This is a genomic window from Altererythrobacter chaiwopuensis (genome assembly GCF_054957755.1).
The window spans coordinates 1,696,167-1,718,400 of sequence record NZ_JBTXJG010000001.1; the positions used below are offsets into that span (position 1 = coordinate 1,696,167).

The 22,234-nt window shown below is 59.7% G+C and carries 23 protein-coding genes, 1 tRNA gene and 1 other RNA gene; 13 read left to right on the top strand and 12 right to left on the bottom strand.

Going from position 1 to position 22,234, the window contains the following annotated elements:
- Positions 1-5: 5 nt before the first annotated feature.
- The 6 genes from ACX2DJ_RS08385 to ACX2DJ_RS08410 all read right to left on the bottom strand — a co-directional run bounded on the left by ACX2DJ_RS08385 (position 6) and on the right by ACX2DJ_RS08410 (position 2,753).
- The gene (locus ACX2DJ_RS08385) at positions 6-1,064 is read right to left on the bottom strand and encodes an MBL fold metallo-hydrolase (protein ID WP_462572027.1); all 1,059 of its coding nucleotides are present in this window, start codon (positions 1,062-1,064) and stop codon (positions 6-8) included.
- Positions 1,065-1,097: 33 nt separating this feature from the next.
- Positions 1,098-1,313 carry a DUF2842 domain-containing protein gene (locus tag ACX2DJ_RS08390; protein WP_462572028.1) on the bottom strand — a complete coding sequence of 72 codons (216 nt, stop codon included), beginning with the start codon at positions 1,311-1,313 and terminating at the stop codon, positions 1,098-1,100.
- Positions 1,313-1,885 (bottom strand): 5-formyltetrahydrofolate cyclo-ligase, encoded by a 573-nt coding sequence (locus tag ACX2DJ_RS08395; protein ID WP_462572029.1) that lies wholly within the window; start codon positions 1,883-1,885, stop codon positions 1,313-1,315. Before ACX2DJ_RS08395 ends, ACX2DJ_RS08390 begins: the two co-directional genes overlap by 1 nt.
- A gap of 16 nt (positions 1,886-1,901) precedes the next feature.
- A non-coding RNA gene (gene ssrS / locus ACX2DJ_RS08400) (6S RNA) lies at positions 1,902-2,072 on the bottom strand.
- Between the two features lie 10 nt (positions 2,073-2,082).
- Positions 2,083-2,562, bottom strand: coding sequence for a cell division protein ZapA (locus ACX2DJ_RS08405; protein ID WP_462572030.1), 480 nt, complete (start codon positions 2,560-2,562; stop codon positions 2,083-2,085).
- Positions 2,559-2,753 carry a hypothetical protein gene (locus ACX2DJ_RS08410; protein ID WP_462572031.1) on the bottom strand — a complete coding sequence of 65 codons (195 nt, stop codon included), beginning with the start codon at positions 2,751-2,753 and terminating at the stop codon, positions 2,559-2,561. The genes ACX2DJ_RS08405 and ACX2DJ_RS08410 overlap by 4 nt, the downstream gene beginning before the upstream one ends.
- Positions 2,754-2,983: 230 nt before the next feature.
- On the opposite strand from ACX2DJ_RS08410, the gene tkt reads away from it, so the two are divergent.
- Genes tkt through ACX2DJ_RS08430 form a run of 4 tightly spaced genes read left to right on the top strand, consistent with a single transcriptional unit; the run spans position 2,984 to position 7,630 of the window.
- A complete protein-coding gene (gene tkt / locus ACX2DJ_RS08415) occupies positions 2,984-4,963 on the top strand; it encodes a transketolase (RefSeq protein WP_462572032.1) in 1,980 nt (659 codons plus the stop codon).
- A gap of 15 nt (positions 4,964-4,978) precedes the next feature.
- On the top strand, positions 4,979-5,986 hold the full coding sequence (gene gap, locus ACX2DJ_RS08420) for a type I glyceraldehyde-3-phosphate dehydrogenase (RefSeq protein ID WP_462572034.1): 1,008 nt from the start codon (positions 4,979-4,981) through the stop codon (positions 5,984-5,986).
- Between the two features lie 12 nt (positions 5,987-5,998).
- Positions 5,999-7,198 carry a phosphoglycerate kinase gene (locus ACX2DJ_RS08425; RefSeq protein WP_462572035.1) on the top strand — a complete coding sequence of 400 codons (1,200 nt, stop codon included), beginning with the start codon at positions 5,999-6,001 and terminating at the stop codon, positions 7,196-7,198.
- Positions 7,199-7,201: 3 nt separating this feature from the next.
- Positions 7,202-7,630 (top strand): nuclear transport factor 2 family protein, encoded by a 429-nt coding sequence (locus ACX2DJ_RS08430; RefSeq protein WP_462572036.1) that lies wholly within the window; start codon positions 7,202-7,204, stop codon positions 7,628-7,630.
- Between the two features lie 22 nt (positions 7,631-7,652).
- On the opposite strand, the gene ACX2DJ_RS08435 is transcribed toward ACX2DJ_RS08430, so the two are convergent.
- Positions 7,653-8,408: a flavodoxin family protein gene (locus tag ACX2DJ_RS08435; RefSeq protein ID WP_462572038.1), complete on the bottom strand. Its 756-nt coding sequence runs from the start codon at positions 8,406-8,408 to the stop codon at positions 7,653-7,655.
- A 152-nt stretch (positions 8,409-8,560) separates the two neighbouring features.
- On the opposite strand from ACX2DJ_RS08435, the gene ACX2DJ_RS08440 reads away from it, so the two are divergent.
- Positions 8,561-9,451, top strand: coding sequence for a fructose bisphosphate aldolase (locus tag ACX2DJ_RS08440; RefSeq protein ID WP_462572039.1), 891 nt, complete (start codon positions 8,561-8,563; stop codon positions 9,449-9,451).
- 15 nt (positions 9,452-9,466) lie between these two features.
- On the opposite strand, the gene ACX2DJ_RS08445 is transcribed toward ACX2DJ_RS08440, so the two are convergent.
- Both ACX2DJ_RS08445 and ACX2DJ_RS08450 read right to left on the bottom strand, forming a co-directional pair.
- Positions 9,467-9,832 carry a hypothetical protein gene (locus ACX2DJ_RS08445; protein WP_462572040.1) on the bottom strand — a complete coding sequence of 122 codons (366 nt, stop codon included), beginning with the start codon at positions 9,830-9,832 and terminating at the stop codon, positions 9,467-9,469.
- Positions 9,833-9,926: 94 nt separating this feature from the next.
- On the bottom strand, positions 9,927-10,319 hold the full coding sequence (locus tag ACX2DJ_RS08450; RefSeq protein ID WP_462572041.1) for a hypothetical protein: 393 nt from the start codon (positions 10,317-10,319) through the stop codon (positions 9,927-9,929).
- A gap of 70 nt (positions 10,320-10,389) precedes the next feature.
- Between ACX2DJ_RS08450 and thiE the strand changes: the two genes are divergently transcribed.
- The gene (gene thiE / locus ACX2DJ_RS08455) at positions 10,390-11,046 is read left to right on the top strand and encodes a thiamine phosphate synthase (RefSeq protein ID WP_462572042.1); all 657 of its coding nucleotides are present in this window, start codon (positions 10,390-10,392) and stop codon (positions 11,044-11,046) included.
- Here thiE and ACX2DJ_RS08460 read toward each other — a convergent pair.
- The gene (locus ACX2DJ_RS08460; protein ID WP_462572043.1) at positions 11,040-11,396 is read right to left on the bottom strand and encodes an elongation factor P; all 357 of its coding nucleotides are present in this window, start codon (positions 11,394-11,396) and stop codon (positions 11,040-11,042) included. The two genes, thiE and ACX2DJ_RS08460, sit on opposite strands and share 7 nt — an antisense overlap.
- A 129-nt stretch (positions 11,397-11,525) precedes the next feature.
- On the opposite strand from ACX2DJ_RS08460, the gene efp reads away from it, so the two are divergent.
- The 4 genes from efp (at position 11,526) to ACX2DJ_RS08480 (ending at position 14,964) form a co-directional block, all read left to right on the top strand.
- Positions 11,526-12,089 carry an elongation factor P gene (efp, locus tag ACX2DJ_RS08465; protein WP_462572045.1) on the top strand — a complete coding sequence of 188 codons (564 nt, stop codon included), beginning with the start codon at positions 11,526-11,528 and terminating at the stop codon, positions 12,087-12,089.
- 5 nt (positions 12,090-12,094) lie between these two features.
- The gene (locus ACX2DJ_RS08470) at positions 12,095-12,916 is read left to right on the top strand and encodes an inositol monophosphatase family protein (RefSeq protein WP_462572046.1); all 822 of its coding nucleotides are present in this window, start codon (positions 12,095-12,097) and stop codon (positions 12,914-12,916) included.
- Between the two features lie 43 nt (positions 12,917-12,959).
- Positions 12,960-13,044 (top strand) — tRNA-Leu (locus ACX2DJ_RS08475).
- A 147-nt stretch (positions 13,045-13,191) separates the two neighbouring features.
- Positions 13,192-14,964, top strand: coding sequence for an SLC13 family permease (locus ACX2DJ_RS08480; RefSeq protein WP_462572047.1), 1,773 nt, complete (start codon positions 13,192-13,194; stop codon positions 14,962-14,964).
- Between the two features lie 155 nt (positions 14,965-15,119).
- Here ACX2DJ_RS08480 and ACX2DJ_RS08485 read toward each other — a convergent pair whose 3' ends face one another.
- Positions 15,120-15,287, bottom strand: a complete 168-nt coding sequence (locus ACX2DJ_RS08485) for a hypothetical protein (RefSeq protein ID WP_462572048.1) — start codon at positions 15,285-15,287, stop codon at positions 15,120-15,122.
- An 11-nt stretch (positions 15,288-15,298) separates the two neighbouring features.
- On the bottom strand, positions 15,299-16,897 hold the full coding sequence (locus tag ACX2DJ_RS08490) for an isocitrate lyase (RefSeq protein ID WP_462572050.1): 1,599 nt from the start codon (positions 16,895-16,897) through the stop codon (positions 15,299-15,301).
- 149 nt (positions 16,898-17,046) lie between these two features.
- Here ACX2DJ_RS08490 and ACX2DJ_RS08495 point away from each other — a divergent pair, with 149 nt between their 5' ends.
- The 3 genes from ACX2DJ_RS08495 (at position 17,047) to prsR (ending at position 22,148) form a co-directional block, all read left to right on the top strand.
- Positions 17,047-18,438, top strand: coding sequence for a helix-turn-helix domain-containing protein (locus tag ACX2DJ_RS08495; RefSeq protein WP_462572052.1), 1,392 nt, complete (start codon positions 17,047-17,049; stop codon positions 18,436-18,438).
- Between the two features lie 204 nt (positions 18,439-18,642).
- Positions 18,643-20,784: an XrtA/PEP-CTERM system histidine kinase PrsK gene (gene prsK / locus ACX2DJ_RS08500; protein WP_462572054.1), complete on the top strand. Its 2,142-nt coding sequence runs from the start codon at positions 18,643-18,645 to the stop codon at positions 20,782-20,784.
- Positions 20,784-22,148 (top strand): PEP-CTERM-box response regulator transcription factor, encoded by a 1,365-nt coding sequence (prsR, locus tag ACX2DJ_RS08505; protein WP_462572055.1) that lies wholly within the window; start codon positions 20,784-20,786, stop codon positions 22,146-22,148. The genes prsK and prsR overlap by 1 nt, the downstream gene beginning before the upstream one ends.
- Positions 22,149-22,234 lie beyond the last annotated feature (86 nt).

Below are 22,234 nucleotides of genomic sequence, written 5' to 3' on the forward strand. Positions count from 1 at the left end.
TTTTTCTAAAGCAGTTGGTCCAGGTCGATCGTCTGGCTTTTTGCCGGCAGGCTAACCAGCATTCCGTCCCTTGCCAGTTTCAGCGGGCCGTCAAACAGATCGGTTGCGTCTCCCGTGAACGCAGGCTCAATCAGCCGCGTAGGCGGAGCGGGAACGAGGTGATAGAGCACCAGCATCTTCGCCCCTGCCATCTGCGCCACGCGCGCCGCTTCTTGCGGGGTGGCATGATAGTCTGGAATGTCGGCCATGATCTTTGCGGCATCTGCATTCCCCCGCGCGGCCAGGGTCTGCCCCAGCTTGCCGATCATCTCTGGGTTTAGCGCTTCATGGAAGATTACGTCGGCGCCTTCTGAAAAACGCGCGAGCCCTTGAGAAAAGCCGGTGTCTCCGCTGATAACGATGACTCGCCCCTTGTAATTGATCCGAAAGGCCAGGGCATTGTCGACCGGCGCGTGATCGACTTTCATGGCGCGGATAGCCAGCCCGTCATCTTCGAAAACCAGCCCGCTCCTGATGATCCGGGCTTCGCCGCCGAAACCGCCTGGGCGTGCAACGCCCGGCCCGTGGTGCGCGATGCGATAACCACGATCGATTTCATAGGCTTGCATGAACCCTGCAACAACGCGGTCAGTCCCCTTGGGGCCATAGATCGGCAGCGGTGTATCGCGGCCCCCCGCCATCCACGCTTGCAACATCAGTTCCCCAAGCCCGTCGAGATGATCGGAATGAAGATGGGTCAGGAAAGTGGCCTCGAGCCGGCCCATCGGGAAACCAATTGCGCCAAGCTTGCGGATCGACCCCGATCCTGCGTCAAAAATGAACCCCTGCCGCCCGGCAAGCACGGCAAGGCACGGCCCGGCGCGGTCGGCATCGGGCATGGGCGATCCGCTGCCGCAGAGATAGACATGCAATCCATCAGGGAGTTTGGCAGAGCGATCAACGCCAGCTTGCCGCTCGACAGCGGCATTGAATACGCGCTCACCGATCCAGCGCTGGCCGAACATCCAGGCCGCTCCGGCCGCAAGTACAAGAGCCAGCGCTACCCAACCAATCAGTCGCTTCATCAACGCAACTTCCCCTTCGGACGCTAGGCTAGCTCAACCCCAGCGCCCTGTCTCCATCCAGATAAGGAAGCGTTTGAGTGGAAGCAGCCAGACGACGCCCAGAATGACATAGGCCAATGTCTGGAGCCAGATCGGCCATGCCCCGATCAGGCCCGGTGCATAGCGGGCAATGACAATGCTATAGACGGTCAGCCCCGCCAGCAGGCCGAGAATGCCGATTGGTATTCGCCAGGTAGGTTTTTCGCGCATCAGAAAGGGCCGTAAATCCGTGTTGGAGTGACAACGGCGTCAAGCGCCACGTCATGCGGTTCGCCCGGCAATTCATTGCATAGCTGTGCGTCCCACGCCAGGCCAATGGCGATCCTGCCGGGATGTTCGGCAAGCCAGCGATCATAATGCCCGCCGCCTTGGCCAAGCCGTTCACCGGTGGCGGTAAAACCGATCAGCGGCAGGAACAGGACATCGGGCGTGATGTCGATCGCATGGCTAGCTGGCTGGAGCATGCCGAAGGGCCCCACCTCAAGATCGCTCTCACCATACGGGTCCGAATGCAGCTTGAAGGTCATTTCTGCATCGCGCGAGGTGAAATGTGGCAGGGCCACAGTGTGACCAGCTTCGACGAAATGCCTAACGTAGCTGGCAGTGGGCGCTTCCCAGGGGCCCGCGTGATAAAGGCCTATCACCGAACCGGACGCGATCTTTTCCAGCAGCGGGGCAGGAGGGCGGTGGAACAGCAGCTCTCGAATGACATCGGGTTGCGCTTCCACATGCTTGCGGCGGCGAGCGCGCAATTCCTTTCGCAATGCGGCCTTGTCTTGCATCTGTCCCCTCGCAAGTGGCGGAACCACCATGGGTCGGTTGCCCGAGAAATCCTCTGACGCCTCAACGTCAGGTGGGCGCCGTATGCCCCAACTCCCAGGACGAACCCGTGAACTGGGGCAGGGACAGCTCCCAAGGATTGCTTATAGCCTCAGGGATATTCAAACGGCTCGTGCCGGGCAGTCCCGCCGATCCCTATCTAGGTGGCTGTGAGCTTGCTCTCAAGCACAACCGCACATTTTTCGACCAAATCGGCCAACTGCTCAAGCTTTGGTGCGATGTCGGCCCCTTCGAACAGTGGTTCCTGGCCACCGGCAGCAGAGTGGATATTGGCAAGATCGTTTGCGATCGTGTCGCGCTCTGCGCGGACAGCCTCAAGTTCAAGCGCGGTTTCGCGCTGCGCATTGGACGAAGTGCGCGCTTCTGCCTCAAGTTCCCTGACGCGCTCAGCCAGCCTTGCAGGATCACCGCCAACCGCTTCGCGAGCCTCGTACAGCTCGTCAGCAAGCAAGATGGCGGCAAATAAAAGGTTCTGCGCATCGCTCGGCGCCAGAATCCCTTCCATCTGCTTGAACTTCCCGTCGACCATGTTCCCCAGCTTGGCCAATTGCGCTTCCTCACCGTCAGCACAGGTAACCTTGTAGGCCTTGCCGCCGATGCGAAGCGTAACCTCGCTCATGGATTGAGCCCTTCAATCAGCTCGTCAAGATCGCGCAGGGTAGCGGCCACTTCCTCGCGTAGCGCGTGATGGTTGTTTGCAAGTGTGGTGGCAGCACCGGAATTGGGGGCGAACGCATCTGCCGCCGCTTCAATGCGGCCCAGTGCAACTTCGATCCTTCGGACCGCCTGCTCGACGCGGTGCCTATCCATGTAGGTAATTTAACCAATTTGCCGAGAGTGAGCAAAGCCTTGGCGGGGCCTGTTGATAAGTTGTCTTGACGATGCCGTATAAAACAATTTTTCCGCCAGCCGGTGAAAGGACGCGCCGCGCGGGTTGACCTCATTCCCGCCCTCCGCAAAGGGTCCGTCAATGCGTCGAATCGACGCGCCGGGCCGATGCAGCATGGCGTCGCTCGCAGCAGTTCAGGAGCAATTTGCGCATGAGCATTGATCCCGCCCGCCTCCAACCCATGGCCAATGCTATCCGCGCGCTATCAATGGATGCCGTGCAGGCTGCGAACTCGGGCCACCCCGGGATGCCGATGGGCATGGCCGATGTCGCAAGCGTGCTATGGTCGAAATATCTGAAATTCGATCCATCCGCACCCGATTGGGCCGATCGCGACCGTTTCGTGCTTTCGGCGGGCCACGGCTCGATGCTGATCTACAGCCTGCTGCATCTTTCGGGCTATGAACAGCCGACCATCGAGGACATCCGCAACTTCCGCCAGTTGGGCAGCCCCTGCGCTGGCCACCCGGAGAATTTCATGTTGCCGGGAATTGAATGCACCACCGGCCCGCTGGGCCAGGGGCTGGCAATGGGCGTGGGCATGGCGATGGCCGAACGGCATCTCAATGCTGTGTTCGGTGACGGCTTGGTCGATCATCGCACCTGGGTGATCGCGGGCGACGGCTGCCTGATGGAGGGCATAAATCACGAAGCGATCGGGCTGGCTGGCCATCTGAAGCTCGGTCGGATGATCGTGCTGTGGGATGACAATGACATCACCATCGACGGTAGCACCGAGCTTTCAACCAGCGAAGACATCAGGGCGCGCTATATGGCGACCGGCTGGCATGTGACGAGCTGCGACGGGCACGATTTTGCCGATATTGCCCGCGCGATTGACGAAGCGGTGGCAGACGACCGCCCTTCACTGGTGGCTTGCAAGACAGTGATCGGCAAGGGTGCCCCGAACAAGCAAGGCACCAGCGCGACCCATGGCGCTCCGTTGGGGGCAGACGAGATCGCTGCCGCGCGAAAAGAGCTGGGCTGGGACGCTGAGCCATTCGTCGTTCCCGACGATATCCTGGCACACTGGCGCGCCACCAGCGAACACGGCAAAGCCGCTCATGGCCACTGGAACGAGCGGCTGGAGGCGTCAGGCGACAAGACAGAGTTCACTCGCCGCATGGCGGGCGACCTGCCTGATGGCGATGCGATGAAGGACTATGTTGCCTCACTTATTGCGGAACCGAAGAACGTGGCAACCCGCAAGGCCAGCGAGATGGCGCTGGGGGCGATCAACCCGGTTTTGCCCGATACGATCGGCGGCAGCGCCGATCTTACCGGTTCCAACAACACCAAGGCGGGCGGTATCGAGGCCTTTACTGCCGAAAACTACGGCGGGCGCTACGTCTATTACGGCATTCGCGAATTCGGCATGGCGGCGGCGATGAACGGAATGGCGCTGCATGGTGGGGTGATTCCCTATGGCGGCACATTCCTGGTCTTTACCGACTATGCGCGCGGTGCGATCCGCCTGTCCGCGCTGCAGCAGGTCCGCGCGATCTATGTCATGACGCATGATTCGATCGGGCTGGGCGAGGACGGGCCGACCCACCAGCCGATCGAACACCTTGCTTCACTGCGCGCCATGCCCAATTTGCTGGTGCTGCGCCCGGCTGATGTGGTCGAAACCGCCGAGGCATGGGAAGTCGCGCTCAAGCAAACCAGCCGCCCCAGTGTGCTGGCACTGAGTCGCCAGAATCTGCCCCAGCTTCGCTTGGAGATGCCGGGCGAAAATCTCTCGGCGCGCGGCGGCTATCGCCTCAAGAGCGCCAGCGCTGCGCGCAAGGTTGTGTTGATCGGAACGGGTTCCGAACTCCATGTCGCACTTGAGTGCGCCGAGGCCCTTGAACAACAGGGCGTGGGTGCCGATGTGGTTTCGATGGTTTCGACCGAGCTGTTTGACGAACAACCTGCAGAATATCGTGCAGACGTATTTCCCGCCGGTTGCCTCAAGGTTTCGATAGAAGCCGGTACAACCTTCGGATGGGAGCGTTACACGGGCAATGACGGATTGAACATCGGCATCGACCGCTTCGGTGCATCTGCCCCGGCGGAAGAATTGTTTGCCAAGTTCGGCTTCACCGTGGACGCGATCGTCCCCAAGATACTTAATAAACTCAACGGCTAATCAGGAGCATTTTCCATGGCGACCAAGGTTGCGATCAACGGTTTCGGACGTATCGGACGGCTTGTTGCGCGGGCTATACTTGAGCGGGACGACCACGATCTCGAGCTCGTTTCGATCAATGACCTTGCGGACACCAAGTCCAATGCACTGTTGTTCCAGTATGACAGCACGCATGGCCGCTTTCCCGGCTCGGTGGAAGCCGCCGATGGCGAAATGATCGTCAATGGCAAGGTCATCAAGGTCACGGCCGAACGCGATCCTGCAAACCTGCCGCACGCCGCGCAGGGCATCGACATCGTGATGGAATGCACCGGCTTCTTCCAGTCTGACGAAGCAAGCCGCCCGCATCTGGCCGCTGGCGCCAGGCGCGTGATCATTTCAGCCCCCGCAACGGGCGTTTCGAAGACGATCGTATATGGCGTGAACCATGACACCCTGACGGCGGATGACGTGATCATTTCCAACGCCAGCTGCACTACCAATTGCCTGGCCCCCATGGCCAAGGTGCTGAACGAAACGGTGGGGATAGAACGTGGTTTCATGACCACGATCCACAGCTACACCAATGACCAGCGCATCCTTGACCAGATGCACAAGGATATGCGCCGTGCACGCGCGGGTGCCGCCAACATGATCCCAACCACCACGGGTGCCGCGCGCGCGGTGGGACTGGTGCTGCCCGAGCTAAAGGGCAAGCTCGATGGTTCGTCCGTGCGCGTTCCCACCCCGAATGTTTCGATGGTCGATCTGGTGTTCACGCCGGGCCGGGACACGAGCGTGGAAGAGATCAATGCCGCGCTCAAGGCGGCTGCCGAAGGGCCGCTGAAGGGCGTGCTCGACTATACCGACCAGCCGCTGGTATCGAGCGACTTCAATCATTATCCGGCGAGCTCGACCATCGACAGCCTGGAAACTGCAGTAATGGAAGGCAAGCTGGCCCGTGTCGTCAGCTGGTATGACAATGAGTGGGGCTTCTCGAACCGCATGATTGACACTACTGGTGTGATGGCGAAGTTCCTTTAAGGGGCGATTGCGATGGCAGCTTTCAAAACCCTTGATGACCTTGGCGACCTCACCGGCAAGGTCGCGCTCGTTCGGGTCGACCTGAACCTTCCGATGAAGGACGGGTCGGCGACCGATGTGACGAGGGTGGAGGCTGCCAAGCCCACCATTATCGAGCTGTGCGACAAGGGGGCCAAGGTCTTGCTGCTTGCGCACTTCGGCAGGCCGGGCGGCCAGCGCAGCTCGGTGCTGTCTACCAGCATGGTGCAGGGCGATGTCGAAAAGGTGCTCGGCAAGGAAATCATGTTCATCCCCGAGGTCGCGGGTCCAGTGGCGCAGCAAGCCATCGGTATTCTGCGACCCGGCGACATCGGGCTGATGGAAAACGTCCGTTTCTGGCCGGGCGAGGAAGCGAACGATCCGGGTTTTGCGGCATCGATTGCCGAAAATGGCGATATCTTTGTCAATGACGCTTTTTCCGCCGCGCACCGCGCACACGCCACGACCGAAGGGCTGGCGCATGTGCTGCCTGCCTATGCCGGGCGGGCGATGGAAAAGGAACTGACTGCGCTTGAAGTGGCATTGGGCGCGCCGAATCCTCCAGTCGCGGCGGTGGTCGGCGGGGCCAAGGTTTCGAGCAAGCTGGCGGTGCTCGAAAACCTTGTTGGCAAAGTGCAGCACCTCGTCATCGGTGGCGGCATGGCCAATACCTTCCTCGCCGCGCGCGGGGTGGATGTGGGCAAATCGCTGTGCGAACACGATCTCACCGAGATTGCGAACAAGATCATGGATCAGGCTGACCAAGCCGGCTGCACGGTCCATCTGCCCTATGATGTGGTGGTGGCGAAGGAATTCGCACCCAATCCGCCCAGCTTGCGCACTTGCAACGTCCACGAGGTAGCCGCCGATGAAATGATCCTCGACATCGGCCCTCAAGCGGTCGAGGCGCTGGGCGATGTGCTCAAGACCTGCCGAACGCTGGTGTGGAACGGGCCGTTGGGCGCATTCGAAATCCCCCCGTTCGACGAGGCGACCGTGGCACTGGCACGCACGGTTGCCGCATTGACCCAGGAAGGCTCGCTGATCTCGGTGGCCGGCGGCGGCGATACCGTCGCGGCGCTGGCGCATGCGGGCGTGATGGGTGAAATAACCTACGTTTCGACCGCGGGGGGGGCCTTCCTCGAATGGATGGAAGGCAAGGAATTGCCCGGCGTCGCCGCGCTTCGGGCCTGAACAGTGTCTGACATCTCGGCGACAATCGAAGCACTTGAAAACCAGTTGATGCGCGCCTGGATGAACCGCCAGGCGGCTGAATTGCGCAAACTGCTGTCGCGCGATTTCCTGATGATAGTCGGTAGTGATCGACCGCAATTGCTCGACAGGCCCAGTTTTGCCGAGGCGAGCAAGGGAGCCTTCGCGTGCACCGGTTTCCGCTTTCGCGAAGTGTTCGTGCGGCAACACGGAAAATGTGCATGGTTTGCAGCCGGCGTGGACCTGGACTTGAAATTAGGCAGGCTGGAATGGTCTGGCCCGTTCTGGGTATCCGATCTTTGGTGCAAGTCGGCGATCAGGCGTCGCTGGATGCTTGAAGAACGTAGCCTTTCCCGCATGGAGACGAATGCCGAGGTGCCGCCTGCCATACGCGATCTCCAGCTTTGGAAATAGGCCGGCGCTGAAACCGCCATGTTTAGCGATGCTCGGGATTGGGCGCGTCGAACCGGCAGCCCTCGTTCCACAACTCGCGCGAATTCCCATGCGCAGGCAAGCCATCGGCATCCTTCAACATGCGCGCCATGTGCATCAAGTTCCAGGTCATGAAGGTGGTGTTGCGGCGGGTAAAGTCATTGTCGAACCCGGCGCGTGAGCCGTCGTCAAGCTCGTCGCCAAAGCTGGGGCCGGGGCCGGCCTCTCCGATCCAGCCTGCATCGGCCTGAGGCGGGATGGTAAAGCCAACGTGCTGCATGCTGTAGAGCACGCCCATGCCGACGTGCTTGATACCGTCTTCATTGCCGGTGACGAGGCAGCCACCCACCTTGCCGTAGAAGATATACTGGCCCTTGTCGTTGGTCTGGCCCGAGTGGGCATATAGCTTTTCTATGATGAGCTGGCAGACAGAGCTCTTTTCGCCCAGCCATATCGGTGTGCCGAGCACGACTATGTCGGCAGCAGCTACTTTGGGCCAGATAAGTGGCCAGTCATCACGCTGCGCACCGTGCTCGGTCATGTCCGGATATACGCCATAGGCGAGCTGGTAATCGCTTGCCCGGATCTGTTCGACCGCTACGCCGCTGCGGCGCATGATCTCGGCCGACATGTCGATCAGAGTGTCGGTGTGCGAGGTTTCAGGCGAATATTTCAGTGTGCAGTTGATGAAGAGAGCTTTGAGATCGCCAAAATCGGTCGGGTTATTGTCGCAAAGCTTGCTCTGGATGTCGTCCAGCATGTCTATTCCCTTTTGTTGCATAAGAGATAAACGACCAAGGCCGCAGATAAGTTTCGAAATCTCTTTTTCGGGATGTTGCAGCGCAAAGCTGTGGCCGTTATGGGCGCGTGCATTCGTATGCATGAATTTACCTTCAAGGCAGGACCTTCCAGATGAATTTCGACCAGATGGCCGCAACAATCACCAGCGCCGATGGCTTCATCGCCGCGCTTGACCAGTCCGGCGGATCGACCCCCAAGGCGCTGCGCGGCTATGGCGTCGAAGACAGCGAGTGGTCAGGCGATGACGAGATGTACGCGGCGATCCACGCCATGCGCAGCCGGGTTATCACCGCACCCAGCTTTGCCAGCGGCAAGGTGATCGGCGCGATCCTGTTCGAGAAGACGATGGACGGTCTGGTCGAAGGCGTGCCCACTGCCGATGCACTCAAGCAGCGCGGCGTTGTGCCCTTCATCAAGGTCGATCAGGGCCTGGAGGACGAGGCCCAAGGCGTCCAGTTGATGAAGGACATGACAAAGCTCGACGCATTGCTCGACAAATCGGTCGCGGCGGGAATGTTCGGGACCAAGATGCGTTCGGTGATCAAATCGGCTGATGCGGCCGGGATCGCGGCCATCGTTGCGCAGCAGTTTGAATATGGCAACCGGATAGCTGATCGTGGGCTCGTGCCGATCCTCGAGCCCGAGTATGACATCACGGCGGCCGATCGTGCACAGGGTGAGGATATACTGCTGGCCGAAGTGATGAAAGGTCTCGACGCCTTGCCTGAAGGCCGCAAGTTCATGCTCAAACTGTCTATTCCTACAAGTCCGAACCTTTATGCGCCGGCGATTGCGCATTCCAACGTGCTGCGTGTGGTCGCGCTGTCGGGCGGCTATTCGACCGGGGATGCCTGCACGTATCTGGCGAAAAACAAAGGTATGATCGCCAGCTTCAGCCGTGGTTTGTTGCAGGATCTGCGCAAGGGCCAGAGCGACGCCGAGTTCGACGCCACGCTGGGCGCCGCCATTGATGCGATTTACCAGGCTTCAGTTGCGGGCTGACCCGGCGGGGCGATCTTACCGGTCAGGCTCGAACAGATAGGTCAGCCCGTATTCCGCAAGCGGAATAGCGCCATTATCGCGCGGCATGGCGGTGGTCGAGACCAGTGTCAGCCAACCGCCATAGACGCGCAGCGGCACGCCCAGTTCCATCGCCACGCCGGTGCGCTTGCGCCCGTCCATCACCACAGTCGCCACCACCAGCCGCTCTTCGCGGAAGCACAATTCGCGATCTGGGCAACGCGTGTCGTCGAGCACGCCAACAGTGTAGAGCGATAGCCCCGCAGGCAATTCGACCTCGTCGAACATCGCGACCTGGCTGGTAACAGGGGCACTGGCGGCCGCAGCAATCGCGGCAGCGCTCGAAAAGAGAAATGCAGACATAGGATGACCTCCCGATTGGGCTGATGTTATCTTAGGGCTGGCCCAAAGTCTGTGGCGCAATGGCCAGTATCCCGCCTTGGCACAGTATTGGTGGTCATCTCACGGTCTGTTCCATTGGCTCATTGTCCATCAAATCGGGCACGAAGCGGAAGGCAAAGCGGTAGTGTTCAGGCGCAATGGGTGACCATTGGGTCGACATGTCGGGGGCAACTTCCGCAACCGAAAGAAGCCCGGCGTTGATATGCATGGGTTCACTGCTGTCGAGCGAGACCGTGATCACCTCGTGCCCCAGCTCAAGCTCGGTTTCGACCACCACGCGGCCAGCCCAGACGCATTCAGCCTCGATCGGGCAGCGGCTGTCTTCCTTGACCGAGATAGGCCGTGCGGCAAGGCCGGGTGCAAGCCGTTGCTGTTCGCCAATGGCTATGCAATCGAATTGCCGGCAGCCAGAAGGTTCCTGCGGCGTCATACAGGCTGCAAGTGGCATTGCGGCGAGTGATAGGAGCAGCTTGCAGCGATGCATTGCGCAATCATTGCGGAACGTTATTGAGCGCAGCATGAACGATCTCCTGCCCATGACTCAGCTTTACCTCATTTCGCCGCCCGACGTGACTGGCGATTTTCCCGAGCGTTTGACGCGAGCCCTTGATGTGGGCGCGGGGCTGGTCGCGGCATTTCAGTTCCGGGTGAAGGGATTCGACCAGCACGAGGCGGCAAAATTGGCCGCACCGCTTCAGGCAATCTGCGCCGAGCACGATGTGGCCTTTATCGTCAATGACAGCGTGGCACTTGCCAAACGCATCAAGGCGGACGGGGTTCATCTGGGGCAGGGCGATGGCTCGCCTAAGCAGGCACGCGAGGAACTGGGCCGTGAAGCGCAGATCGGGGTGACTTGCCATGCGTCGCGCCATCTTGCGATGGAAGCGGGCGAGGCGGGCGCGGACTATGTCGCCTTCGGCGCCTTCTTTCCTTCGACCACGAAGGATAAAGGTGATGCCGAAAGGCCTGAGCCCGAACTGCTCGAATGGTGGAGCCGGCTGTTTGAAATTCCCTGCGTCGCGATCGGTGGAATCACGCCCGATAATTGCGCGCCGCTGGTCAAGGCAGGTGCCGATTTCCTGGCTATGTCAGCTGCTGTGTGGAGCGGTGATGAGGCGCAGGCGGTGCGCAATTTCGCCACTGCGATCAAGCGCGCGTCAGGACCTGATCAGTAGTTACTCCCCACGCGCACGCAGATCATGCGGCCGGTTTTTTCATTGTCGTTGATCTGGCGCAGTTCATTGGTGCCAGTCCGGCGCAGGCGCTGCCCGTTCTTCGGTCCGCTGGTAAAGGTCAGTTCGTCACCCTTGAGCAGGTAAGTGCCGCGCCCTTCGGTGTTGCGATAGCGCGAGGCGCGCGAAATGGTGAAGCTTTGCTCGGCAAGGGGGAACCATGCAGTGTCTGCGGCATTGCCTGGTAGCGCGCATTCATAGGGTCCGTGCGGCATGGTCTTGAGCATTTCGCCATGTGCCGGGGCCGCAATGGCAAAAGCAGCAAACAGTACGGGCAAGATAGATCTTTTCATGGCCAGAAGCGCTACCATGTTCTCTCGCTGCTCGCCAGCCGCCTTGCCCTGCGTTCGCGCCTCGGCTAAGGGCGCGCGCAACAATGCGTGGGGCGCGGCCCCGCAGGTTCCTTGAAAAGGTTAGCTCCCATGAAGATCAGCGGCGTCGATATTCGCCCAGGCAATATCCTTGAGTATGAAGGCGGCATCTGGAAAGTTGCCAAGATCCAACACACCCAGCCGGGCAAGGGTGGTGCCTATATGCAGGTCGAAATGAAGAACCTGCAGGATGGGCGCAAGACCAACGTGCGCTTCCGCAGCGCCGATACGGTCGAGCGCGTGCGGCTCGACACCAAGGAATTCCAGTTTCTGTATGAAGACGGCACTATGCTGGTGTTCATGGACAATGACACTTACGAGCAGATCAACCTGCCAAGCGACCTTTTGGGTGATGCACGCCCCTTCCTGCAGGACGGGATGCAGGTAACGCTTGAGTTGTGGGAGGAAAAGCCGATCAGCGTCGACCTGCCGTCGCAGGTCGAGGCCACCATCGTCGAAGCTGATGCGGTGGTGAAGGGCCAGACCGCTTCATCAAGCTACAAACCAGCGATGCTCGACAATGGCGTGCGCATAATGGTTCCGCCGCACATTGAAAGCGGCACGCGCATTGTGGTTGACGTGTACGAGCAGTCCTACGTCGGGAAAGCCAGCTAACACCCATGTCCATGTATTCCGGTCTCATTCGCGTGATGGAAAAGGCGGCCCGCAAGGCGGGCGGCCGTTTGCGGCGTGACTTCGGCGAAGTCGAACACCTGCAGGTCAGCCGCAAGGGGCCGGCTGACTTTGTTTCCAAGGCAGATATGCGCGCCGAACGCGCGATCTATGATGAACTGCTTCATGCGCGGCCCGATTGGGGCTTTGTGCTGGAAGAGGCGGGAATTATCGAGGGCGATCCCAACAAGCCGCGCTGGATCATCGATCCGCTCGACGGTACCAGCAACTTCCTGCACGGCATCCCGCATTTTGCGATCTCGATTGCTGTTCAGGAGCCCAAGCCGGATGGTTCAGGCTGGGATGAGGTGACTGCGGGTGTGATCTACCAGCCGATTACGGATGAGACATTCTGGGCAGAAAAGTCGCGCGGGGCCTGGTTGCAGGATGCCCGCCTGCGCGTATCGGCGCGTTCCCGCCTGTCTGAAGCGCTGATTGCCACCGGCATTCCGTTCCAGGGTGCGGGGGACGCGGAAGAATGGATGAAGATCTACGCCGCGATTGGCCCAAATGTTGCCGGTATCCGCCGCTTTGGCGCCGCCTCGCTTGACCTGGCCTGGCTTGCAGCGGGCCGGTTTGACGGGTTTTGGGAAACCGGCCTTAGCGATTGGGATACGGCCGCCGGCTGCTTGCTGGTGCGCGAAGCGGGCGGTTTCGTGAGCGATTTTCGCGGTCGATCGCAGTCGATCCATGCGGCACAGGTTCTGGCTGCGAATGACGTGCTGCACTCCAGGTTACACAAATTGCTTGCGGGCGCATTGAAAACTTGAAGACTGTCGATGGCGCGGCTATCCGCCTCGCTCCCGTGACAGTGCCTCTGTGGCGGAATTGGTAGACGCGCTCGACTCAAAATCGAGTTTCTTCGGAAGTGCCGGTTCGACTCCGGCCAGAGGCACCAAGCCCACTTGCCAGGCTGCCTGGCCGGTCTGTTCGATTGGATGGTCACGGCGACCTGCAACGCTCCCTCAGGAAAAGCGCTTGTAATTTCGGCCTGGCTTTGGGATTCATACGGTTAGCGATGCTGGCCTTACCTTCCTTCCACGCCATGGCAGCGATGGTGGTCACTGTGGCCATGTTCATCGCATTCGCTCGCGGGCGGATGCCGATTGAAATCATTTCCTTGCTGACCATCGCTGTGATTGCGGTAGGGCTGTATTTCTTCCCGCTCGAAGGCACCCGTCCGACCGATGGCCTGATTCTCGCCTTCGCCGGTTTCGGGCACTATGCGTTGATCACCATCTGCGCGCTGATGATCATGGGCCGGGGGCTGGTAGTAACCGGTGCATTGGAACCAGCAGCGCGCATTCTGGAGCGGGTATTCAAGATTAACCTGCAGCTGGGCCTGCTGGTTTCGCTGTTGCTTGCGATGACCCTCTCCATGGCTGTGAATGACACGCCGGTGCTGGTTCTGCTGATGCCGATTTTTGTGGCGCTGGCTGCACGGGGTGCCATGCCCGCTTCCAAGACTTTGATCCCGCTCAATGCCGCGGTGCTGATCGGCGGCATGGCAACGACGATAGGCACTTCCACCAACATCCTTGTGGTCTCGATTGCGGTTGACCTGGGCATGCCGCAGATGAGTGTGTTTCATTATACGCCGATTGTGCTTGTGGCGGCACTCGTGGCGCTGCCCTATCTATGGCTTGTCATGCCGCGCCTGCTGGGTGACAACAGCGTAACGGATAAGTCCGTCAAACGCCGGTTCCATACCCGCCTCAGAATCGGGCCGGAGAGTGCGCTTGTAGGCGAGGAAATCGCGGCGATCGTCCCGCGCCTGTCAGATGACATTCTTTTTCACGATCAACCTGGCGGTCCGTTGCAACCCCAACAGCGCTTGCACATTTCAGGCACTCACGAAGCGCTGGAGGATGCGGTGCGCGTGTTGAAGGGTCAACTTGCCCCCAGCTGGGTGGTTGACCGTATACGGCGCGAATCTGCTGCCAAGGGGCAGGACATTACCGTTGTCGAAATGACTGTGACGGCCGATTCCCGGCTTATCAATCGCACGTTACCTACATCGGGGATCGCGGATTTGTACGGGGTCGCAGTTCTCGGAATTCACCGGCCCGAAAGGCTGATGGGCGAGCGCGATCAATATAGCGAAGGCGGCGACCTGCGCATCTCGGAAGGCGATGTGCTCCTCGTTATGGGCCTGCCTGAGAGCCTGCAAGAATTCGCCGACGCCGACAGCCTTCTGATGCTCGAGGGCGCTCGGGAACTGCCGCGCAAGTCCAAGGCTGTGCTTTCCGCAGCAATCATGTTTTTCTCGGTCTTCACTGCATCAATCGGCCTTTTCCCGATTGCGATTTCCGCGCTGGCAGGCTCGATCCTGATGTTTGTGACCGGCTGTGTGAAGTTTGACCGAGTTGGGCGAGCACTTTCAGGCAAGGTCATTGTGCTTGTTGCTGCCAGCATAGCGATCGGGCGGATCATCGATGACAGTGGTGCCGCTGCCTGGCTGGGCGAAACGATGTCGCTGGGGCTGCAACATCTTCCGGCTGCGGCAGTGCTTGCGGCGATCATGCTGTTCGTGACGTTGCTGACCAATTTTGCGTCAAACGCCACGGCGGCAACAGTGGGCACTCCGATCGCCTTCAACATTGCAAACCAATTGGGCTTGCCGCCAGAGCCATTGATCCTCGCAGTGCTGTTTGGCTGCAATCTTTGCTATGCAACGCCGATCGCATACCAAACCAATATGCTGATCATGTCCGAGGGTAGTTACCAGTTCAAAGACTATATCCGCACCGGTGTTCCGTTGGTGCTGTTGATGGTTGCCACACTGTCGATCCTGCTGGTGAAGACTTACGGGATGTAGGGTCCTGACCCTGGGTGCGGGCGTTGGCCCGGATGGCTACATAAAGTTGGCGATCGCGGAAAAGTGACGGCCGCCGGAACGGGGGGCGTTCCGACGGCCGTGTTCTCCTCCCCAGGAGAATGTGTGCAGGGCAGGCGAGTGCCCCGGATCTGTGATCAGCTATATGTGCCCAATCGGTGGTGCAACGCGTTGATCTTGGCCAGCTCGTCACGGTCATCCGTGGCGCGGGCGTGGCTTTCGAGCGCGCGGCGCAGCAGCTTGAAATCGGCGGTGGAGAGCAGGGCGCGTGCGCGGCCCGGTTCCTTGGTGGGGGTATCGCTCATGTCAGCTCTCCTTATGCAGCTTCGAACTGGTTCATGGTGTTTTCCTTGCCGCCGGCTTTGAGGGCCGCTTCGCCGGCAAAGTATTCCTTGTGGTCGTCACCGATGTCGCTGCCGGCCATATTCTGATGCTTCACGCAGGCGATGCCTTGGCGAATTTCCTCGCGCTGGACCTGTTTGACATAGCCCAGCATGCCCTCCTCGCCGAAATAGCGCTTGGCGAGGTTGTCCGTGCTCAACGCGGCCGTGTGATAGGTCGGCAGAGTAATCAGGTGATGGAAGATTCCCGCCTGCGCAGCGGAGTCGCGCTGGAAGGTCTGGATCCGGCGATCGGCTTCGTCAGCGAGCGCGCTACCATCGTAGTCGATGCTCATCAGCTTGGCCCGGTCATAATTTGACAGATCGCGACCCTCGGCTTCCCAGGCGTCATAGACCTGCTGGCGGAAATTCAGCGTCCAGTTGAAGCTGGGCGAATTGTTGTAGACCAGCTTGGCATTAGGGATCACTTCGCGGATGCGGTCTACCATGCCGCCGATCTGGCCGATATGCGGCTTCTCTGTCTCGATCCACAGCAGGTCTGCACCGTTCTGGAGCGATGTGATGCAGTCGAGCACACAGCGATCTTCACCCGTGCCGGCGCGGAACTGGTAAAGGTTTGAAGGCAGGCGTTTGGGGCGCAGCAGCTTGCCTTCGCGGCTGAGAAAGACATCCCCGTTCCTGATGTCGGACGGATCGACCTCTTCGCAATCGAGAAAGCTGTTGTACTGATCGCCCAGATCGCCCTCTTCCTTGGTGTAGGCGATCGACTTGGTGAGACCTGCACCAAGCGAATCGGTGCGGGCAACGATGATCCCGTCTTCAACACCCAGCTCCAGGAAGGCATGACGGACCGCGCGGATTTTCTGCAGGAATTCCTCATGCGGAACCGTAACCTTGCCATCCTGATGGCCGCATTGCTTTTCGTCAGAAACCTGGTTCTCGATCTGGATCGCGCAGGCGCCTGCTTCAATCATCTTCTTGGCGAGCAGATAAGTTGCCTCGGCATTGCCGAAACCTGCATCGATGTCAGCGATGATGGGCACAATATGTGTCTCATAATTGTCGATCGCGGCTTCAATGCGCTTGGCCTCGATTTCATCGCCGCGCTCACGCGCCGCATCGAGATCGCGGAACATCATGCCCAGTTCGCGCGCGTCGGCCTGCTTGAGGAAAGTGTAGATTTCCTCGATCAGGGCAGGCACGCTGGTCTTTTCGTGCATCGATTGGTCAGGCAGCGGGCCGAATTCGCTCCGCAGCGCAGCAACCATCCAGCCCGAAAGGTAGAGATAGCGGCGCTTGGTGCTACCGAAATGCTTCTTGATGCTGATCAGCTTCTGCTGGGCGATGAACCCGTGCCAGCAGCCCAGCGACTGGGTGTAGTTGGCTGGGTCAGCGTCATAGGCTGCCATATCCTCGCGCATAATCTTCGCGGTGTATTTCGCGATGTCGAGTCCGGTCCGGAAACGGTTCTGCATTTGCATGCGAGCTGCGCCTTCCGCGTCGATCGCGTTCCACGGTGCGCCATTCGTTTCGATGGTCTTGCGCATCGCTGCGATGGAAGCCTGGTAGGTCATTCTGTTTCTCCTGCTTGGGCGGGGAGGCGCCCCTTGCAGACATCAATGACGGTCGAAACGCTACGATGACAGGAAAAATTACAAAATATCTTGTCTTCGTGAGCATTTTTGGGCTTCCAACTCTGTAAAGATGTAAATATAGTGACAAAATGGCTGACGCTTCTCTTCTCGCCGGCCCCGCATTGCGCCGTTTGCGCAAGCGCGAGGGGCTGACCCAGGCGGCAATGGCCGCAACATTGGGCATCAGCCCCAGCTACCTCAACCTGATCGAACGTAACCAGCGCCCACTATCCGCGCGAGTGCTGGTGCAGGTAATCGAGCGATTTGACTTCGATCCACGCACCTTGCGCGAGGATGAAGCGATTGGCGGCGTGGACGGACTGGCACGCAGATTGGCGGACGAACGCTTTGCCGATCTAGGCATAGACCGTGAAGAAGTGAGCGAATTGCTGGCGGTAGCGCCTCAGGCCGCAGCGGCGTTCGCCCGGCTTTACGATCGCAGTGGCCAGGAAACAGGCGGAATCAACGATTCGCTAATCGCCTCAAGGCGCGAGATCGAGCGTTGGCGAAACCATTTCGCCGATCTCGATCACGCTGCCGAAGACCTGGCTGACGAACTGCGTCTTTCCCATAGCGACCTTGGGGCGGCGCTGACCGAACGCCTGCGTGACAAACACCAGCTCACCGTGCGTATTCTACCGCTCGACGTCATGCCAGATTGGCTGCGTCGGCTAGATTTGCACGCCCGCCAACTCCAGCTGTCCGAGATGCTTGATCGATCCTCACGCAATTTCCAGATTGCCGCGCAATTGGTGGCGCTGGAACAGCGCGAAGCGATCTCCAGACTTGTTGCCGGTGCCCAGCTTGACGATGCCGCATCAAGGCAGTTGTTCGAACGGCACCTGACGGCATATTTCGCGGCGGCGCTGCTGATGCCCTATGGCCGGTTCCTGCGCGCATGCGAGCAGACCGGATATGACTTCTTGGTGCTGCAACGGCGCTTCGGCGTCAGTTTCGAACAACTCGCGCATCGTCTCACTACAATGCAGCGGGTTGGTCAGCGCGGCCTGCCGTTTTTCATGGCAAGGCTTGACCGTGCGGGCCAGTTTTCCAAGCGCTTTTCCGGTGCCAGCGGGGCGACCCTGCTTGAAAGTGATGCCACATGCCCGCTTTGGGTGGCACACATGGCATTTGAACGGCGCGGAGATTTGTGTGTTCAGCCGGTGATGGTTGAAGGTGCGGATTCCGGGCCTGCTCACTGGCTCACCTTTGCCCGGACGGTCGACGCGATTGGTGCGGGCGACGATGCCCGTTTTGTGATCGTGCTGGGCGTCGAAGCGCGTTTTGGCAGTCAGATGGCTGCGGCGAAGGGCGTTTCGCTAGATCCAAAGGCTGCCGACCCGATCGGGCTTGGCTGTGCGCGGTGTTACCGGGAAGGTTGCCGTCAACGCTCGTTGCCACCGCGCGGCGCGCCCTTGCGTGTCGATCGGGTCACGCGCGGCGTTACTCCGTTCGAATTCAATCCCTTGCGCGATCGCTAGCACTATGCCGGTCATAAATGCGTCAATCACGCAATGAGGCAGCAATGCTGATGAAAAAGGCCGAGTGTAAAATTTACCGACATTTCATTTCTCCCTCTTAAAACGCGATGTGATTGGCATTGCGAGGCAACCACACGCGAACATGCAGGGCGAACGGTCCATCTCTGATTGCTACGCGCGCTGCGGCACATATGCCGTAGCGTCTTGCGCAAGGAATTCGGTGTGATGCTCGGAACCGACCTTTCGCTGCTCCCGCTAGCCGGTCAGATCGGCAATATTGGCGGCGCCGCCTTTTGCCTTGTTTCGGCTCTGTGGATATTGCGCATGGGAGACAGGACGCGGCTAGACCGCTGGGCCGCAATCCTTGCGATAATGCTGACCGGGCTCTGGGCCGCATTGTCTGCTGCCCTGTCACCTGCCTCGCTAGCTACGGGGCTCGCTGAATCGGCGCGCAACCTTTCGCTGGTCTATCTGCTGTTCCGCCTGTTCGCGAATGACGGACGAGACGAAAGCTTGCGGCCCATCCGGCCGCTGGTGGGCACCTTGTTCCTGGTCGAGTTGCTCCAGCCCTTGCTGTTGGCTGTTGGCCTGAGGGTTGCGGCAACGCCCGAGCTGGCAGCGTTGACGAACCAGATATCGGTCATCCTGCATCTTTTGGTGACGATCGGGGCGCTTGTATTGCTGCATAACCTTTATGGCGGGGCGGCGGTCGCCTCAAGGCAATTGCTGCGCTGGAGCGCATTCGCACTGGCGGGGATCTGGCTCTACGATCTCAATCTGTACACGGTCGCCTATCTCAGCAGCGAGCCACCCGAACTGTTGCTGGCGCTGCGCGGGTTGGTGACCGGATTGCTGACCCTCGCCTTGGCGATCGGCAGCAATGCTGGCACTGCGGGGTTGCAGTTTCGCCCGTCGCGTGCGGTCGCTTTCCGCAGCCTCTCGCTACTGCTGATCGCTGGTTACCTGATGGCGATGGTGGTGATCAGTCGCTCCCTGGCCTTGCTGGGCGGTGACCTTGGCCGTGTAACACAAGTGGGATTTGTGGTTTTCGCGAGCGTCGCAGCGATTATCTGGCTGCCATCAGCGCGCGCGCGTGCCTGGCTTCGGGTAGTGCTGGCCAAGCATCTCTTTCGCCATCGATATGACTATCGAGCGGAGTGGCTTCGTTTCACCGCAACCATGGGGCGCGGGGGCGCTGACGAAGGTAGCTTTAACCAGCGCGCAGTAAAGGCGATGGCAGACATTACCGATAGCCCTGCCGGATTGCTGCTTGCCCCCAATGAAGAAGCCGAGCTGGAACTGGTTGCCCGCTGGCAATGGCCCGAGATCGAAGTGCCTTCTCCGGCAGCTGAACATGACCTTGCGGGGCAGTTTGAGCGCAGCCAATTCATCTACGATATCGATGCCCTACGCTCTGGGGCTGTCCACCATCCCAATACGAAACCATTGCCTCAATGGTTGTGGGACGCTCCTGCGGCCTGGGCTGCCATTCCGCTGATTCATTTCGAACGGCTGGTTGGCGTGGTCATCCTGGCCCGTCCACCGGTGGCGCGCGCTCTCGACTGGGAAGACTTTGATCTACTGCGCGCGGCTGGCCGCCAGCTGGCCAGCTATCTGGCTGAACAAACGGGCCAGCAGGCCTTGATGGAAGCGGGCCGGTTTGACGAATTCAACCGCCGGATTGCTTTCGTGATGCACGACATAAAGAACCTGGCAAGTCAGTTGACCCTGCTTGCCCGCAATGCCGAAAAGCATGCCGAAAATCCGGAATTTCGTGCAGACATGCTGATCACGCTGCGTAACAGTGCAGATAAGCTGCAAATGTTGCTGGCCCGGCTCGGCCGCTATGGAACCGGCAAGATCGAGCGTCAGGCAGCGGTCAATCTGGCCGCGATGGCCGATGCGCTGGCTAACCGTTCCAACTCCCTCCATCCTGTCAGGGTTGCTCGCAGCGAAAGCTGTGTGGTGCGCGGTGATCCCGTGGCGATGGAGCAGGCGATGCAGCATCTTGTGCAGAATGCGATCGATGCCAGTGACGCCAATCTCCCGGTTTATATCAATGTTTCCTGCGATGGATTGACCGGCCGCGTCGAGGTGATCGACAACGGAAAGGGAATGTCGCCCGAATTCGTGCGCAACGGCCTTTTCAAGCCGTTCGTTTCTTCAAAAGAGGGCGGGTTTGGCATTGGCGCGTTCGAAGCAAGAGAGCTTATTCGCGCGATGGGCGGGAGCCTGCATGTCGAAAGCCGTGAGGGGCTGGGAACACGATTTATCATCACCATGCCGTTGGCGGAGGCGATTGATCCGCTGTGGCAGGGAAAAGAGTTTGAAAGCAAGGTGGCATAATGGCCGACAAGAAACCCGCACTGCTGGTCATAGAGGATGACGAGGGCCTGCAGGCCCAACTCAAATGGGCCTATGACGATTTTGAAGTCATCCCTGCCACAGACCGCGAAAGTGCAATTGCGGCACTGCGTCAGGTTGGACCGGCGGTGGTCACGCTCGACCTTGGTCTGCCGCCTGATCCGGATGGCACGAGCGAGGGTTTCGCCGTGCTCGATGCGATCATGGAGCTGAAGCCGGACACCAAGGTAATTGTCGCTTCGGGGCACGGAGCGCGCGAGAGCGCGCTAGATGCGATCGCTCACGGAGCCTATGATTTCTACCACAAGCCGGTTGATATCGAGGATTTGGGCCTGATCGTGCGGCGTGCCTTCAACCTGCACCAGATCGAAGCGGAAAACCGCAGGCTCAAATCGCAAAGCGGTGAGGATAACCGCGTGCTGGGCGCCATGATCACCGCTGCCCCCGAAATGGTGCAGGTTGCCCGCACGATCGAACGGGTGGCGAGAACCAATGTCTCGGTCATGCTGCTGGGAGCAAGCGGTACTGGCAAGGAATTGCTTGCCAAGGGACTGCATGATGCAAGCGACCGCAGGGAAGGGCCCTTTGTCGCGATCAATTGCGCGGCGATCCCGGAAAATCTGCTCGAGAGCGAACTGTTCGGACACGAAAAGGGTGCTTTTACCGGCGCGGTCAAGACCACCGAAGGCAAGATCGAGAATGCCGCAGGCGGCACTCTGTTCCTCGATGAGGTGGGTGATATACCGCTGGCACTGCAGGTCAAACTGCTGCGCTTTCTGCAGGAACGCACAATTGAGCGGATCGGTGGGCGAAAGCCGATCGAGGTTGATACGCGTATCGTTTGTGCCACGCATCAAAACCTTGAGTTGATGTGCAGCGAAGGCAGATTCCGCGAAGACCTGTTCTATCGTCTGGCTGAAATCGTGGTGAAGATCCCGACGCTGGCCGAACGGCATGGTGATGCGACCTTGCTGGCCAAGGCGTTCCTCAATCGCTTTGCCAATGAGATGAACCCGCAAGTGAGCGGCTTTGCACCCGATGCGCTGGCAGCGATCGATGCGCATGATTGGCCCGGTAATGTGCGCGAACTGGAAAATCGCGTGAAACGCGCGGTGATCATGACTGACGGCAAGCTGGTGGGCGCGGGTGATCTTGACCTTCAGCAAAGCGGCGAGGAGCGGGGCGATGTGCTCAACATTAAGACCGCCCGCGAAGAAGCGGACCGGCGCGTGATCCGCCATGCTCTTGCGCGCAGCGAAGGCAATATTTCCAGCACCGCCAAAATGCTGGGAATCAGCCGACCGACGCTTTACGACCTGCTCAAGCAATACGATCTTTCGGCCTGACCGGAGCCGGGTGCACGCAGGCACTCGACAAGCGCAAAGTGCGCGGGCAGTGCGGGCCAATGCGCAGGCTAGGCTCCTTTTTCGCT